Source organism: Erysipelatoclostridium sp. DFI.2.3 (genome assembly GCF_019132535.1).
In the GTDB taxonomy this organism is placed as follows: domain Bacteria; phylum Bacillota_I; class Bacilli_A; order Erysipelotrichales; family Erysipelotrichaceae; genus Clostridium_AQ; species Clostridium_AQ innocuum.
This window is the reverse complement of the sequence record NZ_JAHOOJ010000011.1, coordinates 154,643-175,181: the sequence shown is the minus strand read 5'-3', so window position 1 is coordinate 175,181 and position 20,539 is coordinate 154,643. Positions and strand designations below refer to the sequence as shown.

At 46.8% G+C, this 20,539-nt stretch carries 20 protein-coding genes and 1 pseudogene; 15 read left to right on the top strand and 6 right to left on the bottom strand.

The window, feature by feature from the left end; translation table 11 throughout:
- A pseudogene (locus KSZ58_RS22750) lies at positions 1-130 on the bottom strand (transposase); the annotation flags it as partial.
- A gap of 409 nt (positions 131-539) precedes the next feature.
- On the opposite strand from KSZ58_RS22750, the gene KSZ58_RS13020 reads away from it, so the two are divergent.
- From KSZ58_RS13020 to KSZ58_RS12970, 11 genes are all read left to right on the top strand, one after another.
- Positions 540-1,424: a PLP-dependent cysteine synthase family protein gene (locus KSZ58_RS13020; protein WP_022300184.1), complete on the top strand. Its 885-nt coding sequence runs from the start codon at positions 540-542 to the stop codon at positions 1,422-1,424.
- 1 nt (position 1,425) lies between these two features.
- Positions 1,426-1,965 carry a serine O-acetyltransferase EpsC gene (epsC, locus tag KSZ58_RS13015; protein WP_002610463.1) on the top strand — a complete coding sequence of 180 codons (540 nt, stop codon included), beginning with the start codon at positions 1,426-1,428 and terminating at the stop codon, positions 1,963-1,965.
- Positions 1,966-2,362: 397 nt separating this feature from the next.
- On the top strand, positions 2,363-2,509 hold the full coding sequence (locus KSZ58_RS13010; RefSeq protein WP_009587575.1) for a hypothetical protein: 147 nt from the start codon (positions 2,363-2,365) through the stop codon (positions 2,507-2,509).
- Positions 2,510-2,657: 148 nt separating this feature from the next.
- Positions 2,658-2,996, top strand: coding sequence for a PadR family transcriptional regulator (locus KSZ58_RS13005; protein ID WP_002610466.1), 339 nt, complete (start codon positions 2,658-2,660; stop codon positions 2,994-2,996).
- A complete protein-coding gene (locus KSZ58_RS13000) occupies positions 2,986-3,720 on the top strand; it encodes a DUF2812 domain-containing protein (RefSeq protein WP_009271001.1) in 735 nt (244 codons plus the stop codon). Before KSZ58_RS13005 ends, KSZ58_RS13000 begins: the two co-directional genes overlap by 11 nt.
- The gene (locus tag KSZ58_RS12995; protein WP_009271000.1) at positions 3,717-4,427 is read left to right on the top strand and encodes an ABC transporter ATP-binding protein; all 711 of its coding nucleotides are present in this window, start codon (positions 3,717-3,719) and stop codon (positions 4,425-4,427) included. The genes KSZ58_RS13000 and KSZ58_RS12995 overlap by 4 nt, the downstream gene beginning before the upstream one ends.
- On the top strand, positions 4,411-5,973 hold the full coding sequence (locus KSZ58_RS12990; RefSeq protein ID WP_009587556.1) for a putative ABC exporter domain-containing protein: 1,563 nt from the start codon (positions 4,411-4,413) through the stop codon (positions 5,971-5,973). The genes KSZ58_RS12995 and KSZ58_RS12990 overlap by 17 nt, the downstream gene beginning before the upstream one ends.
- Before the next feature lie 95 nt (positions 5,974-6,068).
- Positions 6,069-7,334: a hypothetical protein gene (locus tag KSZ58_RS12985; protein ID WP_217752775.1), complete on the top strand. Its 1,266-nt coding sequence runs from the start codon at positions 6,069-6,071 to the stop codon at positions 7,332-7,334.
- 174 nt (positions 7,335-7,508) lie between these two features.
- Entirely contained in the window at positions 7,509-7,973 is a 465-nt protein-coding gene (locus tag KSZ58_RS12980; RefSeq protein ID WP_002610474.1) for a MarR family winged helix-turn-helix transcriptional regulator, read from the top strand.
- Positions 7,970-10,243 carry an ABC transporter ATP-binding protein gene (locus KSZ58_RS12975; RefSeq protein ID WP_008817548.1) on the top strand — a complete coding sequence of 758 codons (2,274 nt, stop codon included), beginning with the start codon at positions 7,970-7,972 and terminating at the stop codon, positions 10,241-10,243. The genes KSZ58_RS12980 and KSZ58_RS12975 overlap by 4 nt, the downstream gene beginning before the upstream one ends.
- Positions 10,236-12,101, top strand: coding sequence for an ABC transporter ATP-binding protein (locus KSZ58_RS12970; protein ID WP_008817547.1), 1,866 nt, complete (start codon positions 10,236-10,238; stop codon positions 12,099-12,101). The genes KSZ58_RS12975 and KSZ58_RS12970 overlap by 8 nt, the downstream gene beginning before the upstream one ends.
- A 599-nt stretch (positions 12,102-12,700) precedes the next feature.
- On the opposite strand, the gene KSZ58_RS12965 is transcribed toward KSZ58_RS12970, so the two are convergent.
- Genes KSZ58_RS12965 through KSZ58_RS12945 form a run of 5 tightly spaced genes read right to left on the bottom strand, consistent with a single transcriptional unit; the run spans position 12,701 to position 16,554 of the window.
- The gene (locus tag KSZ58_RS12965) at positions 12,701-13,261 is read right to left on the bottom strand and encodes a DUF3783 domain-containing protein (protein WP_022300183.1); all 561 of its coding nucleotides are present in this window, start codon (positions 13,259-13,261) and stop codon (positions 12,701-12,703) included.
- 12 nt (positions 13,262-13,273) lie between these two features.
- Positions 13,274-14,920: a membrane protein gene (locus KSZ58_RS12960; RefSeq protein ID WP_008817544.1), complete on the bottom strand. Its 1,647-nt coding sequence runs from the start codon at positions 14,918-14,920 to the stop codon at positions 13,274-13,276.
- Positions 14,913-15,638 (bottom strand): ABC transporter ATP-binding protein, encoded by a 726-nt coding sequence (locus KSZ58_RS12955; RefSeq protein WP_002610485.1) that lies wholly within the window; start codon positions 15,636-15,638, stop codon positions 14,913-14,915. The genes KSZ58_RS12960 and KSZ58_RS12955 overlap by 8 nt, the downstream gene beginning before the upstream one ends.
- Positions 15,635-16,288: an SdpI family protein gene (locus KSZ58_RS12950; RefSeq protein ID WP_008817542.1), complete on the bottom strand. Its 654-nt coding sequence runs from the start codon at positions 16,286-16,288 to the stop codon at positions 15,635-15,637. Before KSZ58_RS12950 ends, KSZ58_RS12955 begins: the two co-directional genes overlap by 4 nt.
- Positions 16,285-16,554, bottom strand: coding sequence for an autorepressor SdpR family transcription factor (locus tag KSZ58_RS12945; RefSeq protein ID WP_002610489.1), 270 nt, complete (start codon positions 16,552-16,554; stop codon positions 16,285-16,287). The genes KSZ58_RS12950 and KSZ58_RS12945 overlap by 4 nt, the downstream gene beginning before the upstream one ends.
- A gap of 136 nt (positions 16,555-16,690) precedes the next feature.
- On the opposite strand from KSZ58_RS12945, the gene srtB reads away from it, so the two are divergent.
- The 4 genes from srtB to murG all read left to right on the top strand — a co-directional run bounded on the left by srtB (position 16,691) and on the right by murG (position 20,537).
- Positions 16,691-17,464 carry a class B sortase gene (gene srtB / locus KSZ58_RS12940; protein ID WP_008728793.1) on the top strand — a complete coding sequence of 258 codons (774 nt, stop codon included), beginning with the start codon at positions 16,691-16,693 and terminating at the stop codon, positions 17,462-17,464.
- An 86-nt stretch (positions 17,465-17,550) separates the two neighbouring features.
- On the top strand, positions 17,551-18,261 hold the full coding sequence (locus KSZ58_RS12935) for a hypothetical protein (protein ID WP_224720937.1): 711 nt from the start codon (positions 17,551-17,553) through the stop codon (positions 18,259-18,261).
- A gap of 52 nt (positions 18,262-18,313) precedes the next feature.
- A complete protein-coding gene (gene ftsW / locus KSZ58_RS12930) occupies positions 18,314-19,396 on the top strand; it encodes a putative lipid II flippase FtsW (RefSeq protein WP_008817541.1) in 1,083 nt (360 codons plus the stop codon).
- Positions 19,397-19,463: 67 nt separating this feature from the next.
- A complete protein-coding gene (gene murG, locus KSZ58_RS12925) occupies positions 19,464-20,537 on the top strand; it encodes an undecaprenyldiphospho-muramoylpentapeptide beta-N-acetylglucosaminyltransferase (RefSeq protein ID WP_008817540.1) in 1,074 nt (357 codons plus the stop codon).
- The last annotated feature ends 2 nt before the right edge of the window (positions 20,538-20,539 follow it).

Genomic DNA, 20,539 nt, shown 5'->3' with positions numbered 1-20,539 from the left:
CGTCCCCAATCAGCATGTATTTGAAGAAAACATCATTGTGAAAGGGGATCGGGTAATCCTTTGCATATTCTTTTTCCATAGGTAGTATCCTCCTTTTTTTCCTATATACTCTTATATACGTATGAAACATACAAAACTCCTAAATTTTTTATTTTTTTACAAATTTCCATGTTATCCTCTACATGGGGAATCTGTGCATAGTGGCCTTACAGTCCCATCCATCTGTAGTGAAAGCAAATCGCATGGTCCAATCACTGGATGACAGCTTACACAAAGTTTCATTTCTTTCAGAAAATACCTTCAAACTGTTTCTTTTTTTGTATAAGTATGGGATAATAAAGAGCATAAAAGCGTCATAGTGTCTTTTCCTTTTGAAAAGGAATATACTATAGCAGATAAGGAGGTTTGTCGCATGAAAGCATATGCAGCAGGAAAATTGTTCTGGAATACGTTCAAATGCGAAAGCGTCCTGCTCCGTGAACGATGTTGTAATCGTCAAGTTCATAGAGAATATCAACTGTAAAAGGAGGACATGAAAGATGAAGGAAACAGTAAAGCTGATTGGAAACACCCCTTTGTACCATATAGAGGATACCAATATTTATGTAAAGCTGGAAAAATATAACATCGGTGGCAGCATCAAGGACCGCGCAGTGCTGGGGATGCTGGACGCTGCCATGAATAAGGGAGAAATCAGACAGGATACTGTACTGGTTGAAGCCACCAGTGGTAACACCGGTGTCGCACTTGCTATGCTTGGTGCCGTTTACCATATTCCGGTCATTATCATTATGCCGGAAACAATGAGTATGGAACGCCGTCAGCTGGTAAAGGCCTACGGTGCAACACTTGTGCTGACACCGGGGGAAAAGGGAATGCAGGGAGCCATGGATGAAATGGAAAGGCTGATGAAGGAGAACACAAACTATCGTTCACTTTCCCAGTTCGACAATCCCGATAATCCAAATGCGCATTATGAGACAACCGGAAAAGAGATTCTGGATCAGCTGCAGGATGTGGATATCTTTGTTGCCTGCATCGGAACCGGTGGTACCTTCAGCGGGGTGGCAAAGCGGCTGAAGGAATACAATCCCGCGATTTTATGCATGGCTGGAGAGCCGGAAAAGAGTGCGGTTTTAAGTGGACGACAGGCTGGTTCGCACAAAATACAGGGTATTGGGGCAAATTTTGTTCCTGCTAATTTTGATCGGGAGCTGGCGGATGATATTCTGCTGATATCCGATCGTGAGGCTGTTTTTGAGACAGTGCGCTTCGCTAAGGAAACCGGAATTCTGGTCGGTATCAGCTCCGGTGCCAACATTGCTTTAGCAAAACGTTTATCTTTACGCTATCCCGGAAAAAAGATCGTTACGGTAGCACCGGACGGTGGAGAAAAATACCTCTCCGTACTGGATTTTGACTGATATGTTTCGGGTGTTGAAGGATATCAATCACAACCTCAACCGCTCCCTGCAAAACGATCCGGCAGCGCATTCCAAGCTGGAAATTCTGTTGCTGTATCCGCATATCCGTGCACTGGCCTTTCATCGGGTTTCTCATTTCCTGTACAAGCATCATCTGTTTTTTCTGGCAAGGCTGAATTCCAACATCGCCAGGCATTGGACAGGGATAGAAATTCATCCGGGGGCAACGATTGGCAGAGGTCTGCTGATTGATCATGGAATGGGTGTTGTCATCGGAGAGACTGCCGTCATCGGAGATGACTGTCAGCTGTATCACGGTGTAACGCTGGGGGGGACGGGTAAACAGCATGCCAAACGGCACCCTACGCTGGGAGATCGGGTGATGATTGGAGCGGGGGCAAAATGTCTTGGCAACATCACGATTCATGATGATGCCAAGGTCGGAGCCAACGCGGTTGTGATCAGTGATGTGCCGGCAGGCTCCACCTTCATCGGGCTGGCTGCCAAAGATAAACGGGAAAAGCACTGTATTTTTTATTAAACGTAAGAAGGCTGCGGAAGCTGCAGGACGATTCCGCGTCTTTTTTTTACAGCCTGTCCATACCGGTATCCTTCTCAATCATTTATGCTGTCAGTATGAAAGGGTAAGTATTATCATTCACTAATCTTATGGTAGAAATTGGTTTAATTAAGGGTAAAAACAGTAACATATGGCAGGAACCTCATGAAGAACGTAATACCTTTTTGGTATTCCTGAGGATTCATTATGCCTCGGTGAATCGCAACGGGCGGATGGTAAGAATTTCATTATTTTACATGGGACTCTTGCGCAATGGGGGAGTATGCTATAAAATATCTCTGTGCACTGTACATAAACGTATACGTTTGTGTACAGCTCTTTTTTTTGTGCAATCAAGCGTAAAATACCTGTTTTTTACATGCTTTTTCAGGAATATAGCGGTATTTCAAATCGTATACCATATGAAATATCCGTGCAGGAAAGAAGGGATGAGGAAATGAAGCTGGTTTTCGCAGTGCTGCTTTGTCTTGTCGCGGTCTTTCTGCAGCCGCTGAAAGGCATGTAGGATAAAGAAAGCATGCGCCATCTGTATGCTTTCTTCAGCTCCTTCAGTTTGAAAATCAAAATATGTTGACGCCTATCTTTAGGTATGGTATATTATATCTGTAATAGATATATCTAAAATGGATATATCTATTATGGAGGTTGAGAATATGTCAAAAAGCAATACGATGGAGAGTGCGCAGCTGACAGATGCCATGTATTACATTTTGCTGTCGCTGATGATCGAGCGCCATGGCTATGCGATTATGAAATATATCGAAGAGCTCAGCAATCAAAGCATCACCATGGGTCCGGGAACACTGTATACTCTGCTGAAGAAGCTGTGCAGGGCGGAATGGATTCTGCAGACCTCTGTTACTGCGGATCGGACGAAGAAATATCAGATTACCGATACCGGCAGACAGGTGCTGCTCCATGAGGTTGCCCGACGAAAACGCATGGTGGAGGACGGATTGCGAATATTGGAGGAAAACGGATATGAAGGATAGAAAACGCGTGATGTGCGGTGGTCTTGCCTTTTCCGATTGTGAGGATATGGAAATGCTGCATCAGTATGCAAAGGAAGGCTGGGTGTTTGAGAAATTTCGCGGTATGTGCTACATCCTGCAAAAGCAGGAGCCGGTCAACCGCATCTTCAGCTACGATATGCAGAAGCTGAAGGAGGATGAAAAAGAAGCCTACTTTCAGCTGTTTGAAAACAGCGGCTGGCATATCATAAATCCCGAGGGAAAAGATGTTTACTTTTTCTGGGCTGAGGAGGGATGTGTTCCTCTGCACAGTGAGGTGGAAACCAGAATGGAGGGATATCGTTCGACTCTGCATATATTCGCCGGTGCCCTGGTAATCGGCTGTCTCTGTCTGCTGTCCCTGCTGTGGATCGAAAGCTCTGTGGTGTCGATGATCCTTTTGATGACAGGCTCGATTCTGGGGGCTGTCGGCCTGTTGATGGTGGTCGGTATTATGCTGCGTATGAAGAGAAGACGTCTTCGTATCGTGAATCTTACCTTTCGCAAAGGGGCAGTGCTGTTTGTGTCCGGAGCCGGTATGCTGTTTGCAAGTGGCTTTGACTGGGCTGCGGACATTCATAGTCTGTTGCTGATACTCGGGACAGTCTGTACGATAGAAGGCTTTCTGTGGATGTGCTTTCAATATCGTCAGTTTCGGGATAAAAAAGAAATTCAAATAAAAAAGAAAGACGAGGGTGTATTATGATCGAAGTAAAGAATCTGACAAAGCTGTATGGGAAATTCAAGGCTGTGGATGATGTTTCCCTATGTGCAGCGGATGGCGAGGTGACCATTCTGCTGGGACCAAACGGGGCCGGCAAATCGACAACTATCAAGAGCATAACCAATCTGCTGCAGTATAAGGGAGATATTAAAATCAACGGTGTTGCCAACAGCTCACTGGATGCGAAAAAGGGCTTTGGCTATATTCCCGAGGCACCGGTGCTCTATGATCTTCTGACCATAGATGAGCATGTGGAATTTATCGGAAAGGCATACCGCTGTGAGAATTACCGTGCGCTTGCAGATGAATATATCGCCCTGTTCAAGCTGGAGGACAAACGCAAAAAAGCGGTTCGTGAGCTGTCCAAAGGGATGAAGCAGAAGGTCAGCATGCTGCTGGCACTGATCATTTCCCCAAAGACGCTGCTGGTGGATGAGCCGATGGTGGGATTGGATCCGTCAAGTATTGAAGAAACGCTGCAGCTGTTTGTACGTCTGAAGCAGCAGGGGGTTGCCATTCTGATTTCCACGCATATCATTGATGTGATCGAAGCGATATGGGACAGCGCCTATATTATGGATCACGGAAGAATTGTTGCGCATGTGCGAAAGGAAGATCTGAAGGATAAAAGTATCAAGGAAATCTTCTTTGCATCTGTGGAAGGTGATGAACATGAGCATACTGTATAAGCTGTATCTGACACGCATGAAGGCGAATATCCGCCATGTATTTTCCCGTAAGGGAAGCGCGATTTTTGCCATACTCATGATGTTACTGTACGGCGGACTGATTGTCATGAGTCTTTCCAAGCCGGAAATTGCATTGTCAATGCAGAATATCACGGATGCCAATATGGCGATCATGATCGGTGTCGGATTTACGGCGCTGATGGTCGGCGTCATGCTGCTGCAGAAAAGAAAGGCGCTGTTTATGGAGGCGGATGCCTTCTATCTGTTCAGCGGACCCTTTACCCGTGTACAGACCATGCGCTTTCTCATGCTGCAGAATATCGCTTCCGCCTTTCTGTGCGGGGCAGTTTCCCTGCTTATGGTCATTCTGCTGGGAAGCACGATTGAATTGTCATTTCCGTTTTTGCTGATTGCATTCCTCTGCTTTTCTTTTGTGTATTTTGTCTTTCTGGTTGTGTATTATTATGTGTATCTGCTCTCGATTCAAAAGGACAGCTACCGCCATATCCCTGCGATTGCCGCTTTGCTGTATGTCCTGATGGTTGCGGCGGTGTATGGCATGGTCGTCCTGCAGAACGATTTTGCGCTGACAGGAAGTGGAACACTTTTTCTGAATACGGAGCTGTTTTACTGGGTGCCGCTGTTTGGATGGATCAAAATGATACTGGTTTCCTATATCGCTTCCTCGTGGGGACTTATGCTGCTTGGAATCGGCTTACTTCTGATTTCCTGTATGGCAGCCTATCTTCTGCTATGTGGCTATAAGGGGGACTTTGTGGAGCGTGCCATGCAGGATGCACAGGAGTTTACTGCGCTGTATAAGGATGTGCGTGCCGGCAAACGCGATGGAATGAGTGATCGTAAGATTCATGAGGTTAAGGCGAGCTTTCGCAGCGGCGCGATGGCTATCTTTTCCAAGAATGTTCTGCTGCTGCGCAAATCCAATGATTATATCCGCTGGACGGATGTTATGACAATTGGTATTTATCTGGTTATCACGCTCATCATGGATATGGGCTTTGGCTTTTTCATGTATATGATGATGTTCTGGCTCTTCACCATTGTTCAGAATTCCGATTTCATGAAGGATATGAACAACTATCAGATTTATCTGATTCCCGATCACCCGCTGAAAAAGCTGCTCTGCGTGCTGCTGCCGACCTTTTTGAAGATGCTGCTGCCGATGAGTGCTGCAATTCTTGTGGCGGCTTTGCTGTATCAGATAGATATTGCCAGTGTCCTGCAGTATTTCATCATGCTGCTGGGCTATGCAACCCTTTTTCTGTCAGCGAGCGTGCTGTCTGTACGTATTTTAAAGAGTCGCAACAACGCAATTATGGAGAATATGCTGCGTATGCTGATCATGGTTGCAGCAGCTGCTCCCGGTATCGGGCTGACCATTTTCTTCCTGAGCAGGGGGGAGTTTACACTGGAGCTTCTGCAGCAGCTGACGATGATTTCGCTGGCGATGAATTTTGTTATATCGGTTATCATTGTGCTGGTCTGTGCACCGATGATGAACGGCAGAGAAATCAAAAGCGAGTAAATTTATACAAAACTTATGGAAAGGAAAGGGAAATTTCTTTTCCTTTTCATTTGTTTATGATATAGTATGTTACAGTATTTAAAAGAGGTAATTGTATGTGGAAATATCAATGTAAGAAACATCTTGTGGTTTTACTGGTCAGCTTTGCGGCCGGTGCAGTCCTGTTTGGATTTATGGGCTATCAAAGAGAGTATATCGTTTCTTTGATGCAGCAAAGCATCCCTGCGGAAATGGCAGGGGAGCTTGTAAAAGCGGATTATATGTATTATCTGATCGGCGGTCTGACCATATCCGGTCTTGCCAACGGCGTCATGCTGCTGAGCTATGCCATGCAGCGCTTTAATGTTCCCTTTATCCTCATCATGGTGCTGTTTTTTATGGGCGGCTTCACCATCGTTGAGCTGATTGGTACCGTAACTGTGCTTCCGGCACTTGTTGTCTGCCTGTATGGCATGCTGAGCATTCCCAACAGAGGCAGGCGCAGGGAATTCGCAAAGGAAAATGTGACCAGTGTTGCGGAGGTGGAACGTGTTTACCGCCTGCATCATGCATATCTGAGTGAGTATGAAGCACTTGGCAAAAAGGCTTGGAGCTTTAATCTGAAAATGAACCTTCTGTATTTTACAGGGTTGATTGCGGTTCTGCTTGTGATTCTGTATGTTGAGAATTTCATAGCGGTCTTTGCGGCAATGATGATGTATTCCATTCTGTTTTTCCAGCTCACCAAACAGAAGAACATGTCCATGCAGCCGATTATTTCCCTGCTGTATGATCAATGCAATCCCGAGGCCTGTGCAACGGCGATTTTTGCCTATGCCAAAAAAGGAAAGCGGAAAAAGAACTTTCCGATGCCCCAGCATCTTGCACAGTGCATGGTATATCTGAATGATCCGCATCTGGCAATCGATGTGCTGGCAACCAGTGCGCAGGGTAGAGGAAACTTCATCTTCGCCTATCACTCGCTGATGGCATATGCGTATTACCAGCTGGGTGATCGCAGTATGGTGAAATATCATTACGATGAGTGTGAGAAGGCCGGTGCCAGAGTAAACAACGGGCCGATGCAAATGATTAAAACACAGTGTCTGGAGGGAATCCAGAACAAGCTGGATCTGATGGATCAAAACTTCTCCAGCTCCCGCAGCTTTTTTGAAAAAGCGATGCCGACAGCAGGATTTGAATTTCAGCGTGTGGATTTCAAATACTACCTGGGACTGATTGCTTTTGTTGAGAAGGACTTGGAGGAAGCGAAAAGCTGCTTCCGCTATGTATGTGCACACGGTAATAAAATTTATTACGTGGAAAAGGCACAGAGCTTTCTGAAAACGATTGAACAGGCAGAGGCTGCCGTACAGGAATAATATGCAGATGAAAGAGGACGCTTTAGAATCCTCTTTTTTTATTTTCAGGTGAAAGCGGAAACATTGTGAACTTTGTGTGAAGTAAAGTATCTTTGTTGACATCACTGTATTTTTGAATATAATAGTTAAGGTAGTTAATTATTAAGTTACTTAACTAATTGGAGAGGTGATACAATGGATGAGATGGATATTGTCCGGAAGGTTACACATTTATTTTACATGTTTCGCAGAGACAACCTGCTGAAAAAAGATGATCATCCGAAAATGAAGCATCGCGATATCATGGTCCTGGATGCCATTATGAAGCTCAATGACGGCAATCTGGTAAAGATGAGCGAGCTGAGTGATTATTTTCAGGTCACGCCCGCTGCGATTTCCCAGATTATAAAGCAGTTTGAGAAAAAGGGGTGGGTGGACCGGATTCTTTTGGATACAGATCGCAGAAGCGTCTATATTCAGGTAAGCGAGGATGCCCGTCGGATGATGAAAAACTGTGAAGCCTTTATGACAGAGCGTCTTGTTGAATTCATTGAGGAACTCGGTGAGGAGGATGCCAATGCGTTTGTCCGCATACTGGAAAAGGCACTGGCATATTCTCAGAAACGCAAAGAAAAGCTTGAGGAAGGAGAACAGAAATGACGAAATTAGGTAAATATCTGAAGCCGTTTGCCCTATCGATTCTGGCGATTGTGGCATTGCTGTTCACGCAGGCAATGTGTGAGCTGGCGATGCCGGATTATATGTCCAGTATAGTCGATGTCGGTATCGTATCCGGTGGTGTGGAAGACGGTGTTCCGAGTGTAATTCGTGAAAGTGAAGTAAAAAAGCTTGTTCTGTTCATGGATAAAAAGGAACAGAAGGTCTTTACAGACAATTACACAAGGCTCATAAGTGAAGAAGCAACTGACGATCAGCTGGATGCCTATCCGATACTGAAAAAGGAAAATGTATATGAGCTGAAGGATGTGGACAGTGCGACAAGAGATACCATAAAGGAATCTCTGCGCAAGGCGGAAACGACTGTCATGGGGCTGGAGCAGAGTGCTGCCGAGGCCAAAAGCGGAAAATCCTCATCCAGCAGGGAATTGTCGGATGAACAGAAAAAGATGATGAAGCTGCTATCCAGTCTGCCGAAGGGAATGGACATCTTCACCGTTTTGGAAACCATGCCATCAAAGCAGCTGATGGATATGAAACAGGAAATGAATAAGGTGACCGATGCCATGGGGGCGGAAACCGCAGATACTGCCAATGCAGCCTATGTGCGAAATGAATACAAGGCCATCGGTGTTGATGTGGATGCCATACAGTATACCTATCTGTTCCAGCACGGGTTTATGATGCTGGCAGTAGCGCTTGGCTCTGCGGCTGCGGCAGTTGCTGTCGGCTTTCTGGCAGCGCGTATCGCGGCAGGTGTATCCAGAAACCTGCGCAAGGATGTTTTCAATAAGGTTGAACACTTCTCCAGTGCTGAATTTAATAAATTCTCCACGAATACGCTGATTACACGTACCACCAATGATATCCAGCAGATTCAGATGGCGCTGGTAATGATTCTGCGTATTGTCATCTATGCTCCGATCATAGGTATCGGTGCTGTGATCAAGGTTGTAAATACCAATGTATCCATGACATGGATCATCGCACTTGTCGTTGTGCTCATTCTGAGTATCATGATGGTGGCATTCGCCTTTGTTATGCCGAAGTTCAAGATGCTGCAGAAGCTGATGGACAAGCTGAATTCCGTCGTTCGTGAAATTCTGGATGGAATGCCGGTCATCCGTGCCTTCAATAATCAGAAATGTGAGAGTGAGAAATTTGCGAAAGCAAACGGTGATATTCTGAAAACCAATTTGTTCACCACACGTGCCATGGCATGTCTGATGCCGCTGGTCATGCTGATTATGAACTGCGCCTCGATACTGATCGTATGGATCGGCTCCCATCAGATTGATTCCGGAGCATTGCAGGTTGGTGATATGATGGCGTTTATCCAGTATGCAATTCAGATTATCATGGCATTCATGATGATTACGATGATATCCATTATGCTGCCAAGAGCGAGTGCGGCTGCACAGCGTGCCATGGAGGTACTGCATACCGAGCCGAGCATCTGCGATCCGTTAACAGCAGAGCACTTTGATGAAGCAAAACGCGGCTGTATTGAATTCCATCATGTCAGCTTCCGCTATCCGGGCGCCGAGGAGGATGTTCTTCACGATATCAGCTTTACGGCACAGCCGGGTGAGACAACCGCCTTTATCGGAAGTACCGGTAGCGGTAAATCAACCATCATCAATCTGGTTCCGCGCTTCTTTGATGTAACAGAGGGAAGTATTCTGGTGGACGGTGTGGATGTCCGCAGGGTATCTCAGCATGATCTGCGTGAAAAAATCGGATATGTACCGCAGAAGGGTTCTCTGTTTACCGGTACGATTGCCAGCAATCTGCAATATGCGAAAGAGGATGCGACGACGGCCGATATGGAAGAGGCCGCATCCATTGCACAGGCCCTGGACTTCATTGATGAGAAACAGGAGCGCTTTGATGCACCGATTGCACAGGGTGGTACGAATGTTTCCGGCGGACAGCGTCAGCGCTTGTCCATCGCAAGGGCGCTTGTCAAAAAACCGGAAATTTATATATTTGATGATACCTTCTCCGCACTGGATTTCAAAACAGATGCCCGCCTGCGAAAGGCACTGAACGAATTGTGTCAGGAAACCAGAAGTACGGTTCTGCTGGTGGCACAGCGTATTTCCAGTATCATGCATGCTCAGCGCATCGTTGTGCTGGATAAGGGACAGGTAGCCGGCATCGGCACCCATGAGGAGCTGATGAAGTCATGCGATGTCTATAAAGAGATTGCATATAGTCAATTATCAAAGGAGGAACTGGAAAATGAGTAAAGAAAACCGTTCTTCACATGCAGCGAAGCGAGGACCGATGGGGCACAGAGGCCCGGGCGCTCCTACAGAAAAAGCTAAAAATTTCAAGGGCACCATGAAGCAGCTGATTGCCTACATGCGCCCCTATTATCTGAATATTATCGTATCCATGCTCTTTGCCGTACTGTCTGTGGTCTTTATGGTCGTTGGACCAAAGATTCTGGGAAGGGCGACAACCGAGCTGGTCAGCGGATTTACCGCTAAAATATATGGGACAGGATCCATCAATTTCGACCGTATCGCAGAAATTCTGTTATTTCTGATTGCTATCTATCTGATTTCCACCCTATGCAATTTCATTCAGAACTGGATGATGGCAGGTGTGGCACAGAAGGTATCCTTCAATCTGCGCAAGACGATGGCGGCGAAAATCGACATTCTGCCATTCTCCTATTTTGATAAGCAGTCTCATGGTGAGGTGCTGTCACGCTTTTCCAATGATATTGATACGGTACAGCAGACCCTGAGCCAGTCTCTGGCACAGATGATAACCTCTATTGTGCAGATTATCGGATTCCTTGTCATGATGCTGTCCATCAGCTGGCAGATGACTCTGATGGCACTGGTTGTCATTCCGCTGTCCCTGTTCCTGGTTACGACCGTTGTCAAGCATTCCCAGAAATTCTTTGCAAAGCAGCAGCGTTCCTTGGGAAATGTGAATGGACACATTGAGGAGATGTACAGCGGTCATATTGTTATGAAGGCCTTCAACGGTGAGGAAAAGAGTATTGCTCAGTTTGCCGAATACAATGATGAGCTTTATGATTCCGCATGGAAATCACAATTTCTTAGTGGATTGATGCAGCCGATTGCCATGTTTGTCGGAAATATCGGCTATGTCGGAGTATGTATTCTGGGAGGCTGGCTGGCGATGAACGGGGTCATTGAGATTGGTGATATCCAGTCCTTCATCATCTATGTCCGAAACTTCAACAACCCGATATCTCAGGTTGCGCAGACGATGAATGTCCTGCAGTCCACAGCCGCAGCTGCAGAACGTGTGTTTGAATTTCTGTCAGAAGAGGAAGAGGTCAAAGAAACGACACAGCCGGTCGAGGTCTTTGATGCAAACGGAAAAACGAGCATCAAGGGACAGGTTACCTTTGAAAACGTACACTTCGGCTATACACCGGACAAAATCGTCATCAATGATTTCTCCATGTATATCAAGCCCGGAAAGAAAATCGCCATCGTCGGACCAACCGGTGCCGGAAAGACGACGATTGTTAAGCTGCTCATGAGATTTTATGAGCTGAACAGCGGCAGCATCTATATTGACGGTATTAAGACGACGGATATGCGCAGAAGCGATTTACGCTCACTGTTCGGTATGGTGCTGCAGGATGCGTGGCTGTTCAACGGAACTGTCATGGAGAATCTGCGCTATGGCCGCCTGAATGCTACCGATGAGGAAGTCATGGCTGCGGCAGATGCTGCCTATGTCGATCATTTCATTCGTACGCTGGATCATGGCTATGATACGATGATTAATGAGGAATCCAATAATATCTCGCAGGGACAGAAACAGCTGCTGACCATTGCGCGTGCCTTCCTTGCAGATCCCAAGGTGCTCATTCTGGATGAGGCAACCTCCTCTGTCGATACCCGTACGGAGGTACTGATTCAAAAGGGCATGGAGAAGCTGATGGAGAACCGTACAAGCTTTGTAATTGCACACCGTTTGTCTACGATTCGGGATGCGGATCTGATTCTTGTTATGAAGGATGGCGATATTGTGGAAGCCGGAAATCATGAGGATCTGATGAAAGCGGATGGCTTCTATACCAAGCTGTACAACTCCCAGTTTGAGGAAGTATAAACAGACGTTTCGATCTGTGAGCAGAAAATATAAAGAAGACGATTTGTCACGAGATTCTGACAAATCGTCTTTTGCAGTTGCATGCTTGATACCATAAGGAATAGTGTTTGCTTTGTGTGAATTTCACATGGCTCCATGTACATGAGGAAGGATCTCGCGGTTCAGGCTTTTTTTGCACAATGGTGCTTGTACAGCAGGTATAAAGTGCTCCAGACGGTGATTTGTATTATTTTGATAAGAATTTCGCGGATATATATGCCGGTTATCAATTATCGCGATTTGAAGAGTAGGGAAGGATACATCGGTATATTAGGGTATACAATCGGCCTGGATACGGCCTGGATGATTTTGCTGTTGTACATCGAATTTGCATGGATTTATAAGAGGTAGCCGGTATTCGAGCGTATAGCTGCTAGACATGTATACCAATACAATTTTTGATTAGCAGAAATAGAACCGCAATTTGCGGATTCCTGGCTGTATGCAGATATCCTTTCATGCAGAGGATAAAAAATGGTCAATTTCATCCATTGACCATTTTTATATCCGGATTTCTGTAGCTCATCCGTTTCCATGCAGACTTCCGTTTGCGGACGGCTTTATTCTGCCGGCTCAAGCAGCTTTTTTGCGGAGGACAGGGCTTCATAGGCCCCGTTGAGTTCTTCCATGGAGCATTCTCTGTTCATGCATTCATACGCCTGATAAAAGGCCTGCTCATAGGACTTCCAGGAAGCGGGGGTATAGGCTTCGATCACCAGCTCGCTGCTTTGGACAAGCAGGGTGCGAATGGCATCCATGGTTTGAAAATAGGTATGCTCCCGTTCGATCTCTGAAAGCAGATCATGGAAAGTCCAGCCTTTGTTATGCTTTGTCAGCATTGCTTTTCGCTGCATGGCAGTTCCCTTTGCCTGCAGACATTCATTCACCTTTTGAATCTCCTCATCCGAAGCATCTTCAAACAGCATGAGGTCAATGCTGTGGTGAGCAGGCTTCGCATCCGGTATCTCATCAAATCCGGGAAGGCCCATCAAATTGGCAACACACTGATTGAGATCAGCATCCTGCAGGATACGGTAATCCGCATGCATGTCCTTCAGTACCTGTTCCACAATGGGCTGCTTCTGCTGCTCGTCACCAAAATATATTAGTATTCTCTTCATTTCATTTCACTCCTATAGTTGATGGAAGCGCTTCTGTGCAAAGCTATCCAGTCGCATATAGAATACCACATCAACAGCAATACATACAATCACCATGCCTGCCGTACCGAAAAGAAGGTAGTCATCCGGCAGGATGAAGAGCAGCACACAGGTCACAACCGTCATAGCCATACCTGCCAGCATGGACACGATTCCCGACATATTCTGCTTAACAGCAGCTGCCTCCTGTTCCCAAACCAGCTTGGGGTGCAGGATATCCAGCGCAAGACTGGCATAATTGCCAAGTACGATGGTGATAAGGGAAGCAGCTGCGGCAGCGAAATACCAGGTTAGCGGGAAAATCGGCAGCAGGAAGTATACACAGACCATCGTCAGCAGCATGCTGATGACAGACATCAGAATACCGCTGAGTACCTTAGCCTGCAGCTGCTGCTTCAATGACATGGGAATGTATTTCATGAAGGAGATATTTGTTCCCTCACGCGATATGGCGGTTGAAGAAATCATGTTCAGATTACTGAACAGAAAGCCTGAGGCCATGCCGGCAAGTACAGCATAGGGGAGCATGCCGTCCAGATACGGTGTGATATCCGGAAGCTGCTGCAGCAGGACATCCGCATCCGCTGTTATAAAGATGACCAGCAGCATGATCGGCATCAGTACACACATGCCGATACAGTTGATTGCATACACCGGTGTACGGATAAGCAGACGCAGCTCCTTAATTAAATAGGTGCGTACCTTGCTGTGGCGGCTGACACGCGCAAAATCCTTTGCGGACAGCTCCTTGCGGGAGCTTTTTGTTTCGCTGAAGCCGATGGCTCCCTTAAAGTACAGCCATTTTCCCAGAATGACCAGGACCGCCAGAGCAGCACAGGTGATGAGTATATAGTAAACCAGCTGCAGTGCATCGCTGCTGATAAGTGCTTCTGCGGCAAAGGGGATGGCCGGAAATATTTTGGAGAACAGGGAAATCATGGAATTATTCCCCTGTGTCAGCATCGAAATGAGCGCATTGGGATCCTCTGCAATCGTACCGGAGTTCATTGCAAAGCTGAAGCCGAAGGCCAGAATAATGGAAAGGATACCGGCAATCATATTGAAGCGGTCGCGGTTTTTGAAAAACGGCACAAAACGCATCAGCAGCATCGTGATGATGCTGGACAGGACGAGGGGATAGATTGGAAGGGTAATGAAAATTGCCAGCGCAAGTAGAATATAGGGAATACCAATTGCAGCATTGTTTGCATAGGCGATGTACAGCGGTACGCAGACGATCAGTGTAAAGGCATATTCATACACAAGACACACACTGAATTTGGCACTCAGAATGGTCTGCGGCGGCAGCGGAAGCGCCAGCAGGGTTTCGGAATCCTTGCTGAAATAAAAGATGGAGGGAATCAGAAAAATGGAAAACAGAAAGGTTACCAGTGAGGAAATGTGAAAGCCCAGTGCCAGAACAGCTCCCTCCTGCTGCAGGGGCTGCAGCTGTGCCATGGCAGTGTTGAACATCATGTACAGCGTGAAGCCTAACGGAATCATACAGACTGCAAGCACGCCATATATGAACACGTTGAGTGCCTTCTTGGATTTGCCGTCGCTCATCATCCCCATGGAATTCTTTAACAGAACCCGTGTCAGAGACAGATATTTACGCATGGGCAATGACCTCCATGAACAGGGCTTCCAGAGAATCACATTGCGGATGCAGCTGCTTCAGCTCCTCCAGTGTACCGAAGAACACGATGCGTCCCCTGTTGATGATGGCAACCTTATCGCATAAACGCTCCGCCACCTCCAGCACATGGGTGGAGAAGAAAACAGTGTTTCCCTTGCGGGCATGCTCCTTCATCATTTCCTTCAGAGAATAGGAGGACTGCGGATCCAGACCGGTCATCGGCTCGTCCAGAATCCATACGTTTGGATCGGAAAGCAGCACACCCATGATGACGATTTTCTGCCGCATACCGTGGGAATAGGAAAGAATGCGGTCATTGAGTGCGTCCTTCATCTCGAAGGTTTCCGCAAGGGAGGTGATGCGCTGCTTGCGCTGCTCGCTGTCAACCTCATAGATATCTCCCATAAAATTCAGGTATTCCAGCCCCTTTAACCGCAGGAAAATATCAGCGTTGTCCGGAACGATTCCGAATTCCTTTTTTGCCTCCAGCGGCTCCTTAACGATGTTTTTCCCGTTGATCAGGATTTCTCCCTCATCCGGATTGAGCACACCCGTGATCATTTTGATCGTTGTGGTTTTGCCGGCACCGTTTGGGCCGATAAAGCCGATGATTTCTCCCGTAGGTATTGTCAAAGAGATATCATCCACAGCCTTGTGGGTACCTCCGTATATTTTTGTTACATGCTTGATTTCAATCATTTGTTTTCTCCTTTCATCCGCTTTGAGCGAAACAGTGAATATGAATAGATATAGGGCACCAGAGCCATAGCCGATGCAAGTCCAAGGATAGACCCCGTCAGAATTTCCTTTGGCAGCACACTGAGGAGCATCATGAGCAGTCCGGCCGCAAACCATAAACGCCCAGCCATGCGGTGAGTTCTGCGCCAGTTATCCTCATCCTCCAGTGCCCATGGAGTTTTGATGCCGATAAAATAATTCTGGCGGATTTTCGGCATTAGATTGCCCATGACGGCAAACAGGAAACCAAGCCCCAGCGTGATCGCCATTGGAACATCCAAAGCATCCGGCTTCCATGCGGAAATAGCAGTTATCAGACACATGCCGAAAATAAGCAGACACAGTACCATTAGAAATACGTTACAGGTAGATACAAAGCGCTCCACGTTTTTCCTGCGTGGATCCGTGCTTCTGACAAACTGGAAACCGACGGTGATTACGAGCTGCAGCACAGGAAACAGGAACAGAAAAAGCTTGTCGCACCAATTGTCGATAACACCCTCCGCATTCCAGTGAATCGGAATCTGCGCAGGCAGGAAGGGGAGAATTACAAGACAGAATAGAAACGTTATCAGAATCAAAAACGCAATACTCAGGGTTTGCTTTTTCATTGCTCTTCTCCTTTCAGGGATGTGATCCAGCCGATGATTTCATCAATCACGCTGGTATTCAGCTCATAATAAATGTATTTCCCTTGTTTTTCATCCGTAATCAGACCAGCCTTTCTAAGAATGGAAAGATGATGGGATATCGTGGCATTTGTGCTTGAAAAATGTGAAACGATATCTCCGGCACTGCGCTTGCCGTCCTTTAGCAGATTTACAATTTCTCTGCGGGTCGGATCGGACAGCGCCTTGAAGGTTTCCTGAAATCCCATAGCATCACCTCTTTCATTTCGATAACTGTCTAAATGAAGTATAGAACAGAACGATTGGATTGTCAAACAAATTCCGTATGGATAGTAATTTTGTATAAACTATGGTAAAATGAAAACCAGCAACGGAGGTATCCGCATGAAGAAACCCATGTCAAAAACGAAAAAAATTATATATGATATACTGTTCGTCATCGCTCTGGCCGTTTTTCTGTTTTCCGCCTATAAGCTGATCAGCATCTACTATCTGAATTATCAGGAGGGGAAGGAAAAGGATGCGGTACAGGAGGTTGCCAAGGTTCCCAAAAATCCGGAAAAGGAGGATTTCACGATTGACTGGAAGGCATTGAAGGAGAAAAATCCGGAGGTTGTCGGCTGGATTCTGATCCCTGATACAGATATATCCTATCCCATCGTGCAGGGAAGTGATAATTCCTATTATCTGAATCACACCTTTGAAAAAAAGGAAAATTATGCCGGTGCTATTTTTATGGATGCCGGCGCAGATGCTTCCTTTCAGGATCGCAATACCATCATCTACGGACACAATGTCAAGCACGGTACCATGTTTGCCGAGCTGGAGAAGTTTAAGGAGCAGGCATTTTTTGAACAGCATCCGTATCTGTATATCTTCACTGAGCAGCAGAATTACCGCTGCGAAATATTCAGTATGTATTCAACGAGTGCAACGAGTGCCTCCTACCGGCTTCAGTATGCGGATGATGCGGACTTCAAGAGCTATGTGGATATGGTGAGGGAGCTTTCGGATTTTAACCGAAAGGTATCGGTCAAAGGACAGGATCGCATCGTTTCGTTAAGCACCTGTTCCTATGAACGTGACGGACAGCCCAGCGAGCTGCGCTACCTGCTGCACGCCAGACTTGTGAAGTGGGACGGGGCATTGAAGAAATAAAGCCAGCTGCATTTTAAAGAGAAAACAGCAAATCCTGCGTTTGGAAAGCGGAATGCTCAGGATGGAAAGGAGAACATGCGATGCATATGAAATCAAGAATTATCGGACTGCTGTTTCTGGCAGTTGGAATCGGATATTTGGGAGGCGCCATGGACTGGTGGGATTTCTCCATCTTTTTCCCGGGCTGGTGGACACTGTTTCTGATCATCCCGGCAGTATTCAGCTTTTTTGAGGACGGCTTCCATTTCGGAAACGGCTGTGTTTTTATTCTGGGGGTATATCTGCTGTGCAGTGCAAATGACTGGATCAGTATTCGCCTGACATGGGGAATGCTGGTGGCAATCGGCTTGATTCTGCTCGGCTGCCGTATGATCATCGGGGACAGCTTTCTGCGGTTTAAACATAGTGACAGTGTCCTGCAGGAGGAGGATGGCCGCCGTGATTTGCGCAGTGCCACCTATTTCGGCAACAAACGGCTGAATGCTCATGGTATTGTGTATTCACTGAAGGCGGAAAGTGTTTTCGGAACGCAGATGATTGATCTTGTGGATGCGGACTTAACGGAATGCGGCTATGTGAAGCTGGAAGCGGTGTTTGGCAGCATCGACCTGCTGGTCAGTGACAGGATACATTATCGCGTGAAAAGTGAAAATGTGTTCGGAAACACCCGTGTGGAGCATCATCCGGAGGGCTCACAGGATCTTGCGGTAGATGTATCCTGCGTCTTTGGAACGATCAATCTGCGCAAGGTGCATGTCGAGGATGATATCCTGAATGGGAAATACAGAGAAAAGTAGTCGGGTACTACTTTTTTTCTTGCTGGCATACACTGTGTCAGAGGTGGTAGTTATGTTTTCCAGAAAGTGCAGGACGCTCACCGTACTGATTCTGCTGCTGGTGGTCATCGGCGTGATCATGGTGGGCAGCTCTTCCCGTGTATGGGCATCCGCGAAATTCAATGATGCATCCTATTTTATGAGCAGACAGGCCGTGTTTGCACTCATTGGGGTCTTTGTCATGTATGTGGCCAGCCGTATTTCCCTGACGAAGCTTCGCAGGTACGGGAAAAAGCTGTTTATCCTGTGTGTGATCGCCCTGATTCTGGTATTGATTCCGGGGCTAGGCATCCAGCGAAACGGTAGCCGCAGCTGGTTTGGTGTCGGCTCCTTTCTGATTCAGCCATCTGAATTTTTCAAAATTGCCATCATCATTTACGTTGCGGATTTTCTGGCAAAGCGCTACCGCATCAAAACCTTTAAGCGCGATCTGCTGTTTCCGGCCTTTCTGGTCATGCTTGGCTTTGGTCTGATTCTGCTGCAGCCGGATTTTGGAAGCGGCATGGTTATGGTCTGTTCCATTGTCGTCATGGTGCTGGCGGCGGATTCACCGCTTTCTTATTTTGTGCGAGTCGGTATGCTGGGGGCTGCCGGTCTGGGTGGACTGATCATATCCGCGCCCTACCGCCTTGCCCGTATCACCTCCTTTATCGATCCGTGGAAGGACCCGCTGGGGGCAGGCTTTCAGATCATACAGTCATTGTTTGCTATCTCACCGGGAGGGATTTTGGGTGTCGGCTTTGATAACAGCATGCAGAAGCATTTCTATCTGCCGGAGCCGCAGACGGATTTCATCTTTGCCATCTTCGCCGAGGAATTCGGCTTTATCGGCTGCTGTATCCTTATCACCTTATTTCTGATGGTGATTTATCAGGGCGTGAAAATTGCCAAAAACAGCAGTGATCCTTATCTGTGCTATGTCGCTATCGGCTTGATCTCGCTGTTTGCCATTCAGGTGATGATCAATCTGGGCGTTGTTGTCGGTCTGTTTCCGGTTACAGGCATCACCCTCCCCTTTATATCCTACGGAGGCAGCTCGCTTGTGGTCATGATGGGCAGCATGGGGCTCTTGATGAGCATTGCAAATGAAAGCTGAAAAACATAAAATTTACTGCGCAGTAACACGTCTTCCTATGGTATAATAAAAAACAAGGAGTGATTACATGAGAATGCTGATTGCCACTGGAGGGACCGGAGGTCATATCTATCCTGCCATGGCGCTGGCGGATGCCGCAAAAGAGCGCTATGGGGATATTGAGATATTGTTTGTGGGAAATGATGATCGAATGGAGGCCAGTGAAGTACCGTCCCATGGTTACGCCTTTCAGGGACTGCATGCCAGCGGACTGACAGGAAATGTCTTCAACAAGTGCAGGGCACTGCTGCTGATGATGAACTGTTACCGAAAAGCCTGCAGGATTATTGATGAATTTAAACCGGATATTGCGATTGGCTTTGGAGGCTATGTGAGTGCACCTGTCATGCTGGCGGCACATCATAAGCATGTAGCTACCATGATCCATGAACAAAACTCCATTGTCGGAGTTTCTAATAAAATGGTTGCTAAGTATATGGATGCGATCGTCATCTGTTATGAAAAATGCTTTGAGGAGTTCGGCAGAGAAAAAACCAGACTGCTGGGAAATCCCCGTGCAACCAATGCGGTCCATGCCAAATTTGACAGGGACTACTTTTTATCACTCGGTCTGAGCCTGCACAAGCCGCTGATCCTGGTTGTTATGGGGTCATTGGGTTCCACATCAGTCAATGCCATCATGAAGGATGCACTGCCTGCTGTGAGTGAACGGTATCAGATCCTGTTTGTGACAGGGAAAAACAATTACGAAGAGATGCGTAAGCAGATTCATGCCCCGCATGTAAAAGTCGTCGATTATGTAAAACAGCTGGATATTATGGCGCATGTCGATCTGATCGTCTGTCGTGCCGGCGCAACAACCGCAGCGGAAATCACTGCACTCGGTACACCGAGTATACTGGTTCCGAGTCCCTATGTTGCCCATAACCATCAGTTTTATAATGCCAGCGTACTGGTTGATCACAAGGCGGCTGTCATGCTGGAGGAAAAGGATTTGAATGCGGAGGCACTATCCAACGCAATCGATCGCATCATGTCGGATGATTTGCTGCGTGCTTCCATGCACAGCGCTTCGTTAGCGCTTGGAAAACCGAATGCGAGTGAGGATATACTGAACTGGTGCGATGAAATGAAAAGGTGAAC